The 14,858-nt window shown below is 65.1% G+C and carries 11 protein-coding genes; 4 read left to right on the top strand and 7 right to left on the bottom strand.

The window, feature by feature from the left end:
• Positions 1–136: 136 nt before the first annotated feature.
• The 4 genes from NO347_RS15890 to NO347_RS15875 form a co-directional block, all read right to left on the bottom strand.
• A complete protein-coding gene (locus tag NO347_RS15890; RefSeq protein WP_256290652.1) occupies positions 137–841 on the bottom strand; it encodes an ABC transporter ATP-binding protein in 705 nt (234 codons plus the stop codon).
• 160 nt (positions 842–1,001) lie between these two features.
• Positions 1,002–1,880 (bottom strand): fumarylacetoacetate hydrolase family protein, encoded by an 879-nt coding sequence (locus NO347_RS15885; protein WP_121570199.1) that lies wholly within the window; start codon positions 1,878–1,880, stop codon positions 1,002–1,004.
• Between the two features lie 127 nt (positions 1,881–2,007).
• Positions 2,008–2,907 carry an SDR family oxidoreductase gene (locus tag NO347_RS15880; RefSeq protein ID WP_256290651.1) on the bottom strand — a complete coding sequence of 300 codons (900 nt, stop codon included), beginning with the start codon at positions 2,905–2,907 and terminating at the stop codon, positions 2,008–2,010.
• 1 nt (position 2,908) lies between these two features.
• Positions 2,909–4,408 (bottom strand): aldehyde dehydrogenase family protein, encoded by a 1,500-nt coding sequence (locus tag NO347_RS15875; RefSeq protein WP_256290650.1) that lies wholly within the window; start codon positions 4,406–4,408, stop codon positions 2,909–2,911.
• A gap of 257 nt (positions 4,409–4,665) precedes the next feature.
• Here NO347_RS15875 and NO347_RS15870 point away from each other — a divergent pair, with 257 nt between their 5' ends.
• Positions 4,666–5,868, top strand: coding sequence for an MFS transporter (locus tag NO347_RS15870; RefSeq protein WP_256290649.1), 1,203 nt, complete (start codon positions 4,666–4,668; stop codon positions 5,866–5,868).
• 75 nt (positions 5,869–5,943) lie between these two features.
• Here NO347_RS15870 and NO347_RS15865 read toward each other — a convergent pair whose 3' ends face one another.
• Positions 5,944–9,030 (bottom strand): FAD-binding and (Fe-S)-binding domain-containing protein, encoded by a 3,087-nt coding sequence (locus NO347_RS15865; protein ID WP_256290648.1) that lies wholly within the window; start codon positions 9,028–9,030, stop codon positions 5,944–5,946.
• Between the two features lie 136 nt (positions 9,031–9,166).
• Between NO347_RS15865 and NO347_RS15860 the strand changes: the two genes are divergently transcribed.
• The 3 genes from NO347_RS15860 (at position 9,167) to NO347_RS15850 (ending at position 12,500) form a co-directional block, all read left to right on the top strand.
• Positions 9,167–10,645 carry a DUF3179 domain-containing (seleno)protein gene (locus tag NO347_RS15860; RefSeq protein ID WP_256290647.1) on the top strand — a complete coding sequence of 493 codons (1,479 nt, stop codon included), beginning with the start codon at positions 9,167–9,169 and terminating at the stop codon, positions 10,643–10,645.
• Between the two features lie 85 nt (positions 10,646–10,730).
• Complete coding sequence (locus tag NO347_RS15855; RefSeq protein ID WP_256290646.1) at positions 10,731–11,006, top strand: hypothetical protein; 276 nt, start codon at positions 10,731–10,733, stop codon at positions 11,004–11,006.
• A gap of 9 nt (positions 11,007–11,015) precedes the next feature.
• Positions 11,016–12,500 carry a sodium:solute symporter family protein gene (locus NO347_RS15850; RefSeq protein WP_256290645.1) on the top strand — a complete coding sequence of 495 codons (1,485 nt, stop codon included), beginning with the start codon at positions 11,016–11,018 and terminating at the stop codon, positions 12,498–12,500.
• 152 nt (positions 12,501–12,652) lie between these two features.
• Here NO347_RS15850 and NO347_RS15845 read toward each other — a convergent pair whose 3' ends face one another.
• Together NO347_RS15845 and NO347_RS15840 are read right to left on the bottom strand one after the other, a co-directional pair.
• Complete coding sequence (locus NO347_RS15845) at positions 12,653–13,555, bottom strand: class 1 fructose-bisphosphatase (RefSeq protein ID WP_256290644.1); 903 nt, start codon at positions 13,553–13,555, stop codon at positions 12,653–12,655.
• Between the two features lie 209 nt (positions 13,556–13,764).
• Positions 13,765–14,829 carry a helix-hairpin-helix domain-containing protein gene (locus NO347_RS15840; RefSeq protein ID WP_256290643.1) on the bottom strand — a complete coding sequence of 355 codons (1,065 nt, stop codon included), beginning with the start codon at positions 14,827–14,829 and terminating at the stop codon, positions 13,765–13,767.
• Between the last annotated feature and the right edge of the window lie 29 nt (positions 14,830–14,858).

The following is a 14,858-nucleotide window of genomic DNA, read 5'->3' as shown; positions in this document are numbered from 1 at the left end:
CGTTTTCTCCGTTTGCTCTGCGCTCTCGGTGCGCTATCGCAGCCGCTCTGTGAGATTCGAGGTGGTCTCTCAGGACGATCCGCGAGAAAGCGACTGTGAGTGACGGCCAAACTGATCGCAGAAAAGACTGCTCCGCTCAGGCGCCGAGGTAGGATTCTTCGACGCGTTCGTCGCGTGCGAGTTCTTCGGCCGTTCCTGACAGCGCGATTTCGCCGGTCTTGATCACGTAGCCGCGGTCGGCGACGCGGAGTGCGTTGTAGATGTCCTGCTCGACGAGGAGAACGGTCGTCCCCTCGTCGTTGATGCGCTGGATGGCCTCGAAGACGTCGTCGACGAGGACGGGCGCGAGTCCGAGACTGGCCTCGTCGAGCAGCAGGAGATCGGGTTCGCTCATCAGACCGCGACCGATCGCGAGCATCTGCTGCTCGCCGCCCGAGAGCGTCCCGGCCTGCTGGTTCGAGCGCTCTTCGAGCCGTGGGAAGATGTCGTAGATGTCTTCGAGGCGTTCTTTCAGCCGACTGCGATCGAGATACGCGCCCAGTTCGAGGTTCTCGCGAACGGTACTCTCGGTGAACACCTCGCGGCCCTCGGGGACGTGGGCGACGCCCCTGGCGACAACCTCCTCGTGGGGGAGGTCGCCGATCGATTCGCTCTTGTAGCGTATCTCGCCGTCCATCGGGACGAGGTCGCCACAGATGGTCTTCAGCGTCGTCGTCTTTCCAGCCCCGTTCGCGCCGAGCAAGGCCACGGTCTCTCCCTCCTCGACCGTGAGGCTCACGTCCCACAGCACCTGTACGTTGCCGTACGCGACGTCTATCGAATCTACTTCGAGCAGTGGCATCGAATACCACGTCATTCGTCGTGACCTTTCTTAAGCCTACCTTTCGGAGATGCAGATCTATGATAGACTACGCGTCGAGGTAGCGCTGCCGCTCTGTCGGCTGTGCCTGGAAAAAACGAAGAACCGTTCGAACGTCACCGCGGCGAGCGGCGCGAGGGAGTTACTCCTGTCCGCCCTTCTGGACGTCGGCTTCGGCGTAGCTGACGTCGCGACCGGTGACGTCGACGGTCATCGAGCCGACGTCTTCGATTTCGGCGTCGATGGTGTCGCCGTCGTGGAGTTCGCTCACGCCTTCGGGCGTGCCCGTCGTGATGACGTCGCCGACTTCAAGCGTCGCGCCGAGGGAGGCGTACTGAACGACGTCCGCGCACGTGTAGACCATATCGCCGGTGTTCTCGTACTGGCGGCGCTCGCCGTTGAGCTGGAGCTCCATCTGGAGGTCCTGGGGGTCGTCGATCTCGTCGGCCGTGACGACGCACGGACCGATGACGGTGAACGTGTCGTAGGACTTGCGGTTCGAGCGGTCCTGATCGCCGCGCAGAGAGATGTCGAGCAGGATCGTGTATCCGAAGATGTGGTCCCACGCTTCTTCGGCGGAGACGTCCTTCGCCTCCTCACCCATTACGAACGCGAGTTCGATCTCGTGGTCCGTCCGACGGTCGTTGAAGGGCAGTTCGATACCGTGATCGGGGCCGACGACGCTGGAGGGCGCTTTCAGGAAGTAGCCCTTGTCCTTGATCGAGAACCACTCTTCGGTGGTAATGTCCTTGTCGGAGATGGCCTCCTCAATGTGGTTCTCGTAGTTCAGCGGCGCGGCGATGACCTTGCCCGGGCGGCCGACGGGCGAGCCGATCTCGACGTCTTCGACGTCGTAGTCGGGGTCTTCGTCTTCGTACTCGGAGGCGTCGTAGTCGCCCTCCATATACTCGACGAGCGGCTCGTCGCCCTCGAGACCGAGTCGGTCCGAGAGGTCGATGACGCCCTCTCCATCGTCTGTAAGCAGTCCGAGTTTATCGTCGTCGTAGCGGACGAAGCGCATACGCAATTCATCGTCGGAATCAGTGATAAAAGATGCCTTTCGCCTCTCCGAGCGGCGGTGGCTAGAGAGTGGCGTCGGCGCCGACGCGCCCGCACTTACGGGAATAGCGGGCCGAACGCCGGCGTTCTCACAGGTAGCTGTCGGTTCGCGCCAACTCGACGTCCGCGGCGACGTCCTCGCGGAAGTGCTCGACGAGCGAATCGAGCGTCCACCCTTCGGGATTGACGCCGACGGCCTCCATCGCCGGGTCCGAGAAGACGCCGACGCGGTCGCCCCCGGCGTACAGCGTACACCCCGTGAGGTCTTCGGCGTGCTCGCTGGCCAGGTACGCGACGAGCGGTGCGACCTTCTCGGGCGGCATCTCCGCCTCGGTGTAGGGGCGGTGCTCTTCGGGCACCGTCTCGGTCATCCGCGTGTAGCCGTTCGGGATCAGGGTGTTGACCCGGACGTCCGAGCGGACCAGTTCAGTCGAAACTGAACGAACCATCCCGAGGATCCCTGCTTTCGCCGCAGCGTAGTTGGCCTGCCCGAGGCTGCCGCGGGCCGCCCCGGCGCTGACCGCGAGATACGAGCGCTGTCGGTCGAAGCCGTCGTCGCCGGCGGCCTTGTTCGCCTCGCGCCAGTGGGCGGCGGCGGCGCGGAGCGGTGCAAACTGGCCGGTGAGGTTGTTCTCGATGACGGCCGTCCAGTCCTCCGGCGAGAGCTTGTAGCTGAGCCCGTCCCGGAGAATGCCCGCGAAGTTACAGACGAAGTCGACGCGGCCGTACTCCGCGACGGTGTCCGCGATGAGCGTCTCCGCGTACGCGAAGTCGCTCACGTCGCCGTGGTGGGCCATCGCGGTTCCGCCGCGCTCGCGGATCTCGGCGGCGACGCCCTCGGGGACGGACGGGTCGCTGCCTGTCCCGTCGACCGCAGTGCCGAGGTCGTTGACCACAACGCGCGCGCCGTGGTCTGCGAGTTCGTATGCCGCCTGCTCGCCGAGGCCGTTGCCGCCGCCGGCAACGATACACACCGCGTCTTCGATCATCTTAGAACGGGAACTCGCGCGGCTCGTGCTGCAGCGAGATCCACTTCTTCTCGGTGACCTCGTCGAGGAAGTCCTCGCTGTTGTAGCCGCCGATGCCCGACGCGCCCGTCCCGCTGAACGGGACGTGCGCCTCGTCGTTGACAGGCTGGTCGTTGACGTGGACCATTCCCGTCTCGAGCTGGTTCGCGATGCGCTTGCCCGCGCCGACGTCGCCGGCGTGGACCGAACCGGAGAGGCCGTACTCGGTGTCGTTTGCGAGTTCGATCGCCTCGTCGACGTTCGAGAACGGAATCACGGGGGCGATGGGGCCGAAGTGCTCGTTGCAGGCGGCCGCCATATCGTTCGTCGCGTCCGAGAGCACCGTCGGCTCGACGACCAGCGAGTCCTCGACGCCGTCGATTTCGACGACGTCGCCGCCGGTTTCGAGCGTCGCGCCCGCTTCGACCGTGCGCTCGACGTAGTCGAGCATCTCGTCGCGCTGTGACTCGTCGATGATGGGGCCGACGACGACGTGCTCGTGAGCGCTCCCGGCCGGGAGCTGGGAGGCGCGCTCGGTTAGCTTCTCGACGTACTCGTCGTAGACGTCCTCGTGGACGAGGTGGCGGTTGATGGAGATGCAGACCTGCCCCTGGTGGATGAACGACCCGAAGACGCCGGCGTCGACCGCGGCGTCGACGTCGGCCTCGTCGGTGACGATGTGGGCGTTGTTGCCGCCGAGTTCCATCGCCGGGACGGCGAGGTTCTCCGCTGCGGTGGCGGCGACGCGGCGACCGACCTCGGTCGAACCGGTGAACGCGACGACGTCGCTCTCCTCGTGGCCGGCGACGCGGTCGCCGATTTCGGAGCCCTTGCCGGTGACGACGTTGACGACGCCCTCGGGGAAGCCGGCCTCCTCGAACAGGCGCGCGAACAGCAGTCCGCCGATGACCGGGGTGTTCGTCGCCGGCTTGAGGACGACCGTGTTACCGGCCGCGACGGCGGGGACGACCGCGCGCGCGGAGAGGTTCAGCGGGAAGTTCCACGGCGAGATGACCGTGACGACGCCTTTCGCCTCGCGCTCGACGATGTTCTCCTTGCCGGGGATGTTCGAGGCGGCGTGCTCGCCCTTCATCCGGCGCGGAAGCGTCGCGGCCTCACCGATCTGGTCCTGCGTGAGCTCGAACCCGGTGTCCGATACACCTTGCATTGCACCCGCTTCGGTGGTGTAGAGCTCGAGGATCTCCTCTTTGTGCTCTGCCATCACCTGCTGGAGGCTGTGGATGAGCTGTTCGCGCTCGGCCGGCGGCGTCTGGGCCCATTCGGACTGGGCCTCCGCCGCGGCTTCGTAGGCGGCGTCGACGTCCGCCTCGGTGGCGCGGGGGACCTCCGTGACGACCTCGCGCGTCGAGGGGTCCTCGACTTCGAGCGTCTCGCCGCTCTCAGCGTCGACCCACTCGCCGCCGATATAGAGTTGACTCCAGTCGTCGTCGATACTGTATCCTGACTGGCCTTCGAGTGCCATACTCCTAGAGTCTCGGGATTCACTAATGAAAGTTTGGTCAGATAGCCGTTTTTACCGGCTGTCGTCGGGCTACACTGTCGAATTCTCGTACCGACTGGTGAGACGACGTGCCGGATCTTCCCGCCATTTGGGACACACCTCTGTATGGGAAAATAATAAGAGACACTGGAGGGTTCTTACGCCAGAGCCCTCGATTCGCGGTCGCTGTCCGGCGACTCGCAGAGGCACCCGCGATCGAGATGCGACAGGTCCCAGCGATGAACGACGAACACGACTCCGCGTTCGATTCGGTGACTAGTTGGATCGTTGCGGCGCTCGGACTGCTCGTACTCGTGCTCGTCTGGGGTGTGATCTTCACGTTTACCGTCTACTCACAGGCACTCGGCGACGCGTTCGGACTGTCGAGTCTCCGGCTCTCGTCCATCTTTTCGATCACGACGGCGGCGTTCTACATCGCGGGCGGGACGATCGGGATCCTGATCGCGCGCGTGCCGCTTCGCCCGGTCGTCGCCACGGCCGGCGCGGTCTTCGGTGTCGCGATCGGACTCTTGCAGATCTCGTCGTCGTATCTCGGACTCGCCGTCGTATTCGGGCTCTTGGGGACGGCCGGGGGCACGATGTTCGTGATCGTCATCTCGCTCGTGCCGCAGTGGTTCGAGCAGTACGAGGGCCGCGCAATGGGGATCACGATGGCCGGCAACGGCCTCGGGATTTTCGTGTTGCCGCCGGTCTGGGTGTGGTTGCTCGAACGGACGGGCATCCGGGAGGCGTTCGTCGTCGTCGGGGGCGCGACGGTACTCGTAATCCTCGTCGCCGCCGTCGTCTACCGCCGGCCGCCGGAACTCCGCGCGCAGGGTACCGCACCGGTCGACGTCGCGTGGCTCCGGTCGAACCTGACCGACGGCCGATTCGTGTCCAGCCTCGTCGGCTTCGCGCTCCTGTGGAGTTGGTACTTCCTCCTCTCGGCGGACCTCGTGGGCATTCTCACCACGGGCGGGATCTCCCGAGCGGTCGCCGCCACTGCGTTCGGCATCGTGGGCGGCGTCAGCGTCGTCGCCCGCGTCGCCAGCGGTGAGTTCGCCGATCGCATCGGGATGCGGGTGACGCTGGCCGTCGGAACGCTCCTCGCGGCGGCCGGGATGGTCGTCCTCCCGTGGACGGGCACGGAACCGCTGATGTACGTGCTGCTCGTGACGTTCGGGATCGGACTCGGAGCGATCGCGCCGCTGTTCTCGCCGATCATCATCGAGCGGTTCGGCCCGGCGAACGCGACCGCCATCGTCGGGGTGTTCACGGTCGCCGAAGCGGCGACCGCCTTCCTCGTCCCGATCGGGCTGAACCTCCTCTTGGGAGTGACGAACGGGTACGTCGTCCCGCTGCTCACCGTCGGCGGGCTGACGCTCCTCGGTGCGGGGCTGTTCTACCGGGGGACGGCTCCGAAAACGAGTCCGCAACTGTAACTGCAATCGCACCGGACGAGAACGCCCGCGACCGCGGCCGCGACGAATCGCGTTCCGGCTACCGCCTCGGACCGACTACCGACCGGCCAGTCCGGCCGCGAGCGCCTCGATCGGCGTCGGCGGCTCGTCGTGGCTTCCGTCGTGATCGGGGAACAGCGCCGGGTCGACGGTCGCCCCGAGATCGTTGAGTTGGGTCCGGCAGGACGCGCCGGGTGCGACGACCGATTCCGCCTCGCTGGCGTCGACCTGGCCCTTGAGCGTCTCGCCGATCGCCTCGCTCATCGCGCGGTGTTCGGACTCGTAGCCGAACGTCCCGGCCATCCCACAGCAGCCCGAGTCCAGCGGATCCACGCGGTAGCCCGCCCGCCGGAGCACGCCGACCGCGTGGTGGTCTTTCTTCGTCGCCTTCTGGTGGCAATGTCCGTGGTACGCGATCGAGCGGTCGGGGGCGTCGAAGTCGATCTGCTCGTCGAGTCGATACGTGTCGAGGTACTCACAGACGCCGTAACTGTTCGCCTGTACCGTCTCGACGTCGCTGCCCGAGAGCAGGTCGCCGTAGTCTGACTGCAGCATCACCGCGTCGGAGGGTTCGGGGACGACGACGTCCCACCCGTTCTCGATCCGCGGGACGAGCGCGTCGACCGTCTCCGCGGCCGTCTCGCGGGCGACGTCGAGGAAGCCTTTCGAGAACGCCGGCCGCCCCACGTCGGTGACGTCTGCGACTTCGACGTGGACGCCCGCGGCTTCGAGCACTTCCACGGACGCCTTCCCGACGTCGGGGTGACTGTAGTTCGTGTACGTGTCCGGGATCAGGAGGACGTGGCGGTCGGCCTCGTCGGCGGTGACCCGGGATCCACCGCGCTTTTTGAACCACTTCTGGACCGTCTCGCGCTCGAACGTGGGGAGCGTGCGGTCGCTCGCGATGCCGATGGTCTGTTCCATCACGGCGCGCGCGCCGGGCACCTTCGACGCCCAGTTCGAGACGGGTGCGAACGTGCTCCCGAGTTTCGCTAAGACGTCGAAGTTGGCGAACATCTTCGAGCGCAGCGAGGAGCCGTGTTCCTCGTGGTAGGCGTGAGTCACCTCGGCTTTGAGCTTCGCGAGGTCGACCTCGCTCGGACAGTCGTTCGCACAGCCCTTACAGCCGATACAGAGGTCCATCACCTCGGTGACGAACTCCTCGTCGGTCGGGTCGTCCGGGAGGTCGCCGCTCATCGCCTGCCGGAGCATATTCGCTCGGCCGCGCGTGGCGGTAATCTCCTCGTCGGCCGCGCGGTAGGTCGGACACATCACGCCGCCCTCGGTCTGCTGGGTGCGGCAGCCACCGCAGCCGTGACAGAGTTCGACCATCCCCTGCATTCCGTTCTCGTTGTCCCACTCCAGCGCCGAGTCGAAGCCGGCGTCGAACTCGTACTCGGGATCGAACCGGAGGTTCTCGGTGAGCGAGACGTCGCCGCAGACCTGGCCGGGGTTGAGCAGCCAGTCGGGGTCGAACGCGGTCTTGAGATCCTGGAACGCGTCCCAGAGCTGATCGCCGTAGAGCTTCCGGTTCCACTGGGTCCGCGCGCGGCCGTCGCCGTGCTCGCCGGAGACCGAGCCACCGAGTTCGACGACGAGGTCGGTCACGGCCTCGCCGATGGCCTGCATCGCGTCCAGATCCGCCTGCGACTTCGTGTTGACGAGCGGGCGGACGTGCAGGACGCCGGGGCCGGCGTGGGCGTAGAACGACGCGAAGGTGTCGTGCTCTTCGAGGACCGACTGGAACTCGGTGACGAACCTCGGGAGGTGCTCCGGCGGGACGGCGCAGTCTTCGAGGAAACTGATGTGTTTCGCGTCGCTGGTGCGCCCCAGCAGGATCGGGAGGCCGGACTTCCGAAGCTTCCAGAGTTCCTTTCGGTCCGCCTTCTCGTGGGCCTCTAGCGCGTCGAACGCGAAGCGTTCGGCGTCGGCGTCCGCCGCGTCGTCGCCGTCGCCGCGACCGGGTACGCGGTCTTCGAGGAGCTTCCGAACCTTCTCGCGGCCGTCCTCGTCGTCTTCGGCGTAGAACTCCACGAGGAGTGCGGCCTCCGTCCGGTCGGGGAGTTTCCCGGCGGCGTCGGCGAACTCCGTCGTGTTCGAGGCCAGCCCGATGAGTACGTCGTCGATGAGCTCGACCGCCGCGGGATCGTGCTCCAGCACGTGCACGACGTCGCTGACGGTGTCGACGACGCTGTCGTACGTCAAGAGCGCGACCGACTTCGTCTCCGGAAGCGGTTCCAGCGAGACGGTCGCCTCGGTGACGACCGCGAGCGTCCCTTCGGAGCCGGCGAGCAGGCGCGCGAGGTTGACGACGCCCTCCTCGCCGTATTCGCCCTCGGCTTCGGCGAGCAGGCGGTCGAGGTTGTAGCCCGAGACGTTCCGCTTCATCTCGGGGTAGCGCTTGTGGATCTCCTTGGCCTGTTCGTCGAGGACCTCGATCACCCCGGCGGCGATCTTCGCCTCGGCGTCGCCGTCGGGGTCGGCCCGCTCGCGTAATTCGTCGACGCTGACCTCACCGAAGGTCGTGACCGTGCCGTCCGAGAGGACGACCTCGACTTCCTCGACGTAGTGATCGGTCTTCTCGTAGACGAGCGAGTGCGCGCCGGTGGAGTTGTTGCCGATCGCGCCGCCGATGGCGCTTCGGTTGCCGGCCGCCGGGTCGGGGCCGAACGTCAGGCCGTACTCGGCCGCCTGATCGTTGAGCGTCGCGAGGATGGCCCCAGACTGAACGTGCGCCTCTCGCGCGTCGGGGTCGACGTCGTAAACGGCGTCCATATGGCGCGAGAAGTCGAGGACGACGGCCTCGTTGACCGTCTGGCCGGCGAGGCTCGTCCCGCCGCCGCGCGGGAGCACCGGAATCTCCTCTTTGGCGCAGTAGGAGACGACGCTCGCGACGTCGTCGGTCGAGGTCGGGAAGACGACGCCGATAGGCGTCACCTCGAACGCGCTGGCGTCGGTCGCGTACATCTGCCGAGTGTAGGTGTCGAAGCGGACTTCACCGTCGACGCGTTTCGAGAGCGCGTCGACCAGATCCGGCCGTTCGACCTCCTCGGAGACGTACTGGTAGTTCGAACGGGCGTCTCTCGCCGGGTCGGCGGTGGCTACACCGCCGTCGGGAACGGCATCGCTGTCGCGGTCAGACATATGCGTACTACTGAGGGTAACTATCACTTATACCCGCCGTTGTCGGCACACCGTGAACACTTCTCGTGACGGTCTCTATCACGGACAACCGCCATAGATACTGTTTTCACACGGTATCGACATTCGGTATGGTACCGTGACACAGTCATCCGAGCCTTCCACCGAGCGGTTGCAAGAACTGGTCGATCAGTTACTCGATCGCGACGCCGACGCACACGCTGCCGCCATCGACGCGCTCGCCGAGGAGGGCGACGAGCGAGTCGTCCCCCACCTCCTCGAAGTACTCGTCATCGACGGCATCGCGAACAACTGGGAGCGGTTCGGCTTTCCCGCGGTGCTCCGCGATCGGGACCCACCGCGCTACCTCGAACTCCCCGAAGTTCGGTGGCCGGGCGTTCGCGACGCCCTCGCGACGCTCGCCGAACCGAATTTCGACTCCGAGCACGCGTGGGTCGAGTGGGAGTCGTGGTACTCCCAGCAGGAGATCGACCCGCTGGCGGGGTTCGACGAATGGAAACTCCGGCTCTATCGATCGTATCTCCCGCCGGTCGGTGGCCTCCTCGATTGTGAGCCGCGTGAGTTCGATCTCCAGGGAATCCGCTGGGGTAACTGCGATCGCTCGTTCCTCGCCGCGCTGAACGCCCCATCGTTCGTCCCCGGCGATGCGGTGGAGACCGACGCGAGCGGCGACAGCACGGACCAGCAGGACCACACTCCCGAACGCTATCTCGACGACGACCACGTCGTGTTCGGTTTCGAGATCGAGGGGACACAGTATGCAGTGCCGCGCTGGGTCCTGTTTCCGCACGAACTGCTGAACGCCGAACTCGACGGCGTGCCGGTGAGTCTCACGTACTGCACGCTCTGTAACGCGCCGATCCTCTACGACCGACGGGTCGAGGTCGACGGCGAGAAGAGAGTCCGAACGTTCGGCAGCACTGGGATGCTGGCATCCGGTAACAAGGTGATGTACGACGAGGAGACCGAGACGCTGTGGGACCAGCACGCCGGCACGCCGATCGGCGGAGAGATGCTCGCCGAGGACCCCGATCGCTTCCTGAATCAGTTCGCCGTCACACAGACCGAGTGGGGCGATTGGAAAGAGCAGTACCCCGACACGCTCGCGCTCGACATCGAGACGGGCTACGGCTACGACTACTCGCACTACGACGGCAACATCGACTTCTTCGAGCACTACTGGAACCGCGAGGAGATCGTCCAACCCGGCGTGCGTCGCGAGGACGGACCACTTCCCGAGAAGGCGTCGGTCTACGGGATCACCGGCGACGACCCCGACGAGGTGTGGGCCGTCCCGATCGACGACCTGCGTGAGCGTGACGGGGACGTCCTGGAAGCCGAGGTCGCCGGTCGCGACGTCGTCGTCCTCCTGGATGCTACAGACGACGTCGCCGTCTACGAAGCGCCGTCGACGTCGGTCGAACGCGTCGAAGATGGAGATGGCGTCGCCCTCGTCGACAAGGCGGGTACCCGCTGGGAACTGACGCGCAACGAGCTTCGATCCGACGACGGCGAGACGCGCGCCCGTATCCCCGGCCGCCACGGGCTCTGGTTCGCGTTCCGGACGCACTACGAGACAGCGCACGTGCTGCAGTAACGGCTCTACCTCGCCCCCCGATTCGTACCGACTTGTAATCGGAGGAACGCTTATTATGTTTGAGTATTGGAATGTCAGAACGCGTATGTTCAAAGATAGCGTGTGGTATCCGAATACGCCGCGGAATGCGGCAATCGTCGTAATGCTCGTTGGGATGGTGGTTCTACACCACTCGTCAGTGATCGGACTGATGGACGCCGGACTGCTGTTCGGCTGGCTGCCCGTTCAGTTGGCCTTCGATCTGGCGTACACCGTCCTCGCGGTGATCCTCCTGTACTGGGTGTACACGGTCGCGCCGAAGGGTGAGGAGCGCGACGACGTGAGCACGCCGAACGACAACCCGATGGATCCCAATCAGTAGGTGACGACGATGGTTGCACTTACCTCTGATATCGCGTTGATCCTCGCCATCATCGTCGGTTACCTGACTCTCGTCCTCGGGGTCGGACAGTACGCGTCCAGTCGAACGGGCGGATCTCGCGAGGAGTACCTGATGGCGAGTCGCTCGTTCGGCACGATTGTCCTCCTGGCCGCACTGTTCGCGACGAATATGTCCGCCGTCGTGATGATCGGCGCGCCGGGGCTGGCTTACAATATCGGCCCCAACGCCTACGGCTACTTCATTGGCCTCCTCGTGTTCACCTTCCCGCTGTTGATGATGACGATCGGTCACCGCATCTGGCTCATCGGGAAGCGTTTCGGGCACATCACGCCCGCGCAGGTGTTGAATCACCGCTTTGAGTCGAAGTATCTCGGCCTGTTCGCGATGTTGCTTTTCACGTTCTGGACGGTGCCGTACCTGCTCGTCGGCATCCAGGGCGGCGGCATCGCGTTCCAGTCACTCACCGACGGATTCGTCCCGTACTGGGCTGGTGGCCTGATCATCACGCTCGTCGTCTTGGCGTACGTCTCAACCGGCGGGATGCGCGGAACAGGGTGGACGAACGCCTTCCAGGGTGCGATCTTCGTCGTCGCGCTCGTCGGATTCGCGCTCGTCATCCCGCAGCAACTCGGCGGCTTCCGAGCGGCGACCAGCGCCGCGCTCGAAGTCAATCCAGCGCTCTTGAACCGCGCGGATCTCCCGCCGCTGCAGTGGAAGAGTTACGTGTCGGTCGCGGTCTTGGTCTCGATTGAGACGTTCATCCTCCCGCACCTGTTCATTCGGTATATGACCGGCCGCTCCAGTCGCAAACTCCAGCGGACTGCCGTCGTCTACCCAATCGCGTTGATGCTGACGTGGGGCCCGGCGGTGATGCTCGGATTCTGGGGCGTCGGGCAGTTCCCGAACATCGACAACCCCGACTTCATCCTCCCGGCACTGATTCAGGCGAACTTCCCGACGTGGCTGGTCGGCCTCGCACTGGCGGGGATCCTCGCGGCACTGATGTCTACGCTTGACGGCCAGGTGCTCACGCTGGCGACGATGCTCACCGAGGACATCCTCCGGCCGTTCGTCGACATCACCGACCGCGCTGAGGTCTTCGCCACGCGGATCTTTATCGTCCTCATCCTCGCGATCGCCTACGTCGCGGCGCTTCTCACGCGGGAATCGATCATCGATACGACGATCTTCGCGTTCAGCGGCTACGCGCTGATGTTCTTCCCGATCGTCTCGTCGTTCTACTCCGAACGCGTGACGAAAGAAGCCTCGGCCCTCGGGCTCGCGGTCGGCTTCGCCGGGATCTGGGGGTTCCAGTTGGGTCTGCTGCCGGGAAGTCTCACCTTCGGTTTCCTTCCGGTCATCCCCCTCTTGGTCCTTCAGATCGCGTTGATGCTCGTGGTGACGCTTGCGACGTCGCCGCCCAGCGAAGATCGGATCGACGCGTACCGGAATCTGTTCGAAGATTCCTGGTAACCTACCACTAATCCGCTATACTACATTTTATTATACTAAAAACTGGAAAGCGCTACAGATGCTCCAAGAGTTGAGTTTACAGCGCTATAATACACTAAGAAAGAGATAAAGAATAACGACGTGCTGTCTGGAGTATCTATCTCCAGAGCGAGTTACTCGTGATCCGAAAAAGCGGATTCGAGATCGTCGATCAGTTCCTCGTTGCCAACGTAGACCGGTGTCCGGGCGTGGAGGTCGTCCTTCTCGACGTCGAGCAGCGACTGGTGACCGTCGGAGGTCGCACCGCCGGCGGTTTCGACGATGTAGCCGACGGGGTAGCCCTCGAACTGGACCCGTAGTTTGCCCTCTGGGGCGTTCGTCAGCGTCGGGTAGCCGAAGATCCCGCCGTAGGTGAGCACCTGATTCACGTCGCCGATCATCGCACCGCCGTAGCGGAGTTTCATCGACGGGTCTGACTCGATGTCGTCGACGAACGACTGGAACGCCTCGACCCAGTGGGGGACGCGCCCGCCGAATCCGTAGACCGTCGGATCTTCCGGTAGCGTCACGTCCTCGCGAGCGACCTCGTACTCGCCGTCCTGGTGGATGACGTACTCGGTGACGCTGTCCTCACGGGCGACGATCATCGTCGTTGTCGCACCGTAGAGCACGTACGCGGCGGCGACGATGTCGTCGCCGCTCGCCGGCAGGGGACCGTCGTAGATCGCGACGATCGTCCCCATCGCGGCGTTGGGTTCGAGGTTCGACGAGCCGTCGAGCGGGTCGACGCAGACGGAGAGGCCGCTGCCGACGTCGATGCCCTCGGCGCGCTCCTCGCTGGCGTACACGCCGACGTTAGAGATCGAGCCGATCCGATCGAGGAAGAGTTCGTCGGCGTACACGTCGGCCGCTTTTTGGGACTCTCCGGAGGGATTCTCGCCCTCGATGGCGACGCGGCGGCCGGGGAGGCCGCTGCGGACGTCCGGTGCAGAGCGCGCGACGACGTCGAGGACGGCGTCGATGGTGGCGCTGGTCGATTCGGGTTCGGTCGGCGCAGGATTGTCTCTCGTAGCCATCGGATCACTCATTCCGGGGACAGCGGAATCGGTAATTCAGTGTGCGGTTACAAAAGCCATAAAATCTTTGTTACTGCAGACGAACCGGATTCGACCGCAGAACCACGATATGATCTCTAAAAATGGCTTTGACGGCCATCTCGAAATCCGGACGATATTTACTCGGCGAGTAAATAACTCGTCAGGTGGCGGTTCCCTCAGGGTGCTCGTCAGGACTCGTGTTCGCGCGCGAGTCGGTACCAGGATTCGACCCGTTCGCGGTCGACGTCGAGCGCGTCGGCGACGCTTTCGAGGTCGGCAGTCGTGAGCCGGCGGACCGAGCCGATGCCTGCCCGATGAAGGGTGGCCGCTGCCTCCTCGTCGAGACCGTCGACCGCGGTTAGCGGCGTCGGCGCGCTCTGTCGCCGCCAGGCAGACTCCGCATCTCGCGCTGCCGACGACCCGTCTCCGCCCGTATCGGCTGTGTTTTCCGAGCCTCCGTCGTCCGAATCCAGCAGGTCGTCGCTTCCGCCGGCCCGCCACGCCGCCTCACCGTCCGTGGCGGAGGAACCGTCGTCGACGCCGCGGTCAGCCGTCCGACCTACGGTGTCGTTTCCGCTCGCCGTCTGTTCACGCCACGCCGCTTCGCCCGCTGTTCCGTCGCCAGACCCGTCGGTCTCGGCTTCGTCGTCCGACCACCCAGAGGAGGCGGCGATCCAGGCGCGTTCGTCGTCGTCGAGGCCGCGCACCTGCGAGGAGCGCCGACCGAGGTCGGTACCGCCGCCATCGAGCGACCACGAGAGGGAGTGCTCACGGCGAATCTTGGCGGCGACGCCCGGGTTGACGCCCGCCGCCGTTAGATCGCGGTAGGCGATGCGCTTCTCGAGAAAGTCCGTGAGCGAAATCTCCGAATCCCGGAGCAGAGCCGCGGTCTTCGGCCCGACGAAGTGAAGATCCTGGAAGCAATCGGGATCGGCGGCTGTCTCGCGTCTCTCACCGCCGCCTTCGTCTTCGGCGGTCGATTCACCGGCCGAATCGGCGTCGTCGTCTGTCCCGTCCGCATCGTCGTCGCTCGGAATGGTGTTCCACGGGAGCGGAATGTCGAGGCCGCCGTCGTCTTCTCCCCCGTCTCCACCCTCGCCCGCTGCACTGTTCTCGCCTGCCTCACGGTCGAGTCCGTCGGGACCGATCGTCCCGCTGAACACACCAGGAGCCTCGTCGGTCGCGTCCGGTTCGGCGGCGTCGCTGCCGATCGGTTCTCGCTCCCCCCCTTCAGACTCCCCATCCTCGTTCACACTTGCCTCCGTCGAGTAGTATCTCCGCA

Origin of the sequence: Halobellus inordinatus (assembly GCF_024464655.1) — an archaeon.
Lineage (GTDB): Archaea > Halobacteriota > Halobacteria > Halobacteriales > Haloferacaceae > Haloquadratum > Haloquadratum inordinatus.
The sequence above is the reverse complement of the archived record's forward strand: the minus strand, read 5'-3'. Positions and strand labels throughout refer to the sequence as shown.

Bases quoted from the DNA above. Each gene is read 5' to 3' on its own strand.
- NO347_RS15890 (WP_256290652.1), bottom strand. From the start codon at position 841: ATGCCACTGCTCGAAGTAGATTCGATAGACGTCGCGTACGGCAACGTA.
- NO347_RS15845 (WP_256290644.1), bottom strand. From the start codon at position 13,555: ATGGCTACGAGAGACAATCCTGCGCCGACCGAACCCGAATCGACCAGC.
- NO347_RS15850 (WP_256290645.1), top strand. From the start codon at position 11,016: ATGGTTGCACTTACCTCTGATATCGCGTTGATCCTCGCCATCATCGTC.
- NO347_RS15885 (WP_121570199.1), bottom strand. From the start codon at position 1,880: ATGCGCTTCGTCCGCTACGACGACGATAAACTCGGACTGCTTACAGAC.
- NO347_RS15865 (WP_256290648.1), bottom strand. From the start codon at position 9,030: ATGTCTGACCGCGACAGCGATGCCGTTCCCGACGGCGGTGTAGCCACC.
- NO347_RS15855 (WP_256290646.1), top strand. From the start codon at position 10,731: ATGTTCAAAGATAGCGTGTGGTATCCGAATACGCCGCGGAATGCGGCA.
- NO347_RS15880 (WP_256290651.1), bottom strand. From the start codon at position 2,907: ATGATCGAAGACGCGGTGTGTATCGTTGCCGGCGGCGGCAACGGCCTC.
- NO347_RS15875 (WP_256290650.1), bottom strand. From the start codon at position 4,408: ATGGCACTCGAAGGCCAGTCAGGATACAGTATCGACGACGACTGGAGT.
- NO347_RS15870 (WP_256290649.1), top strand. From the start codon at position 4,666: ATGAACGACGAACACGACTCCGCGTTCGATTCGGTGACTAGTTGGATC.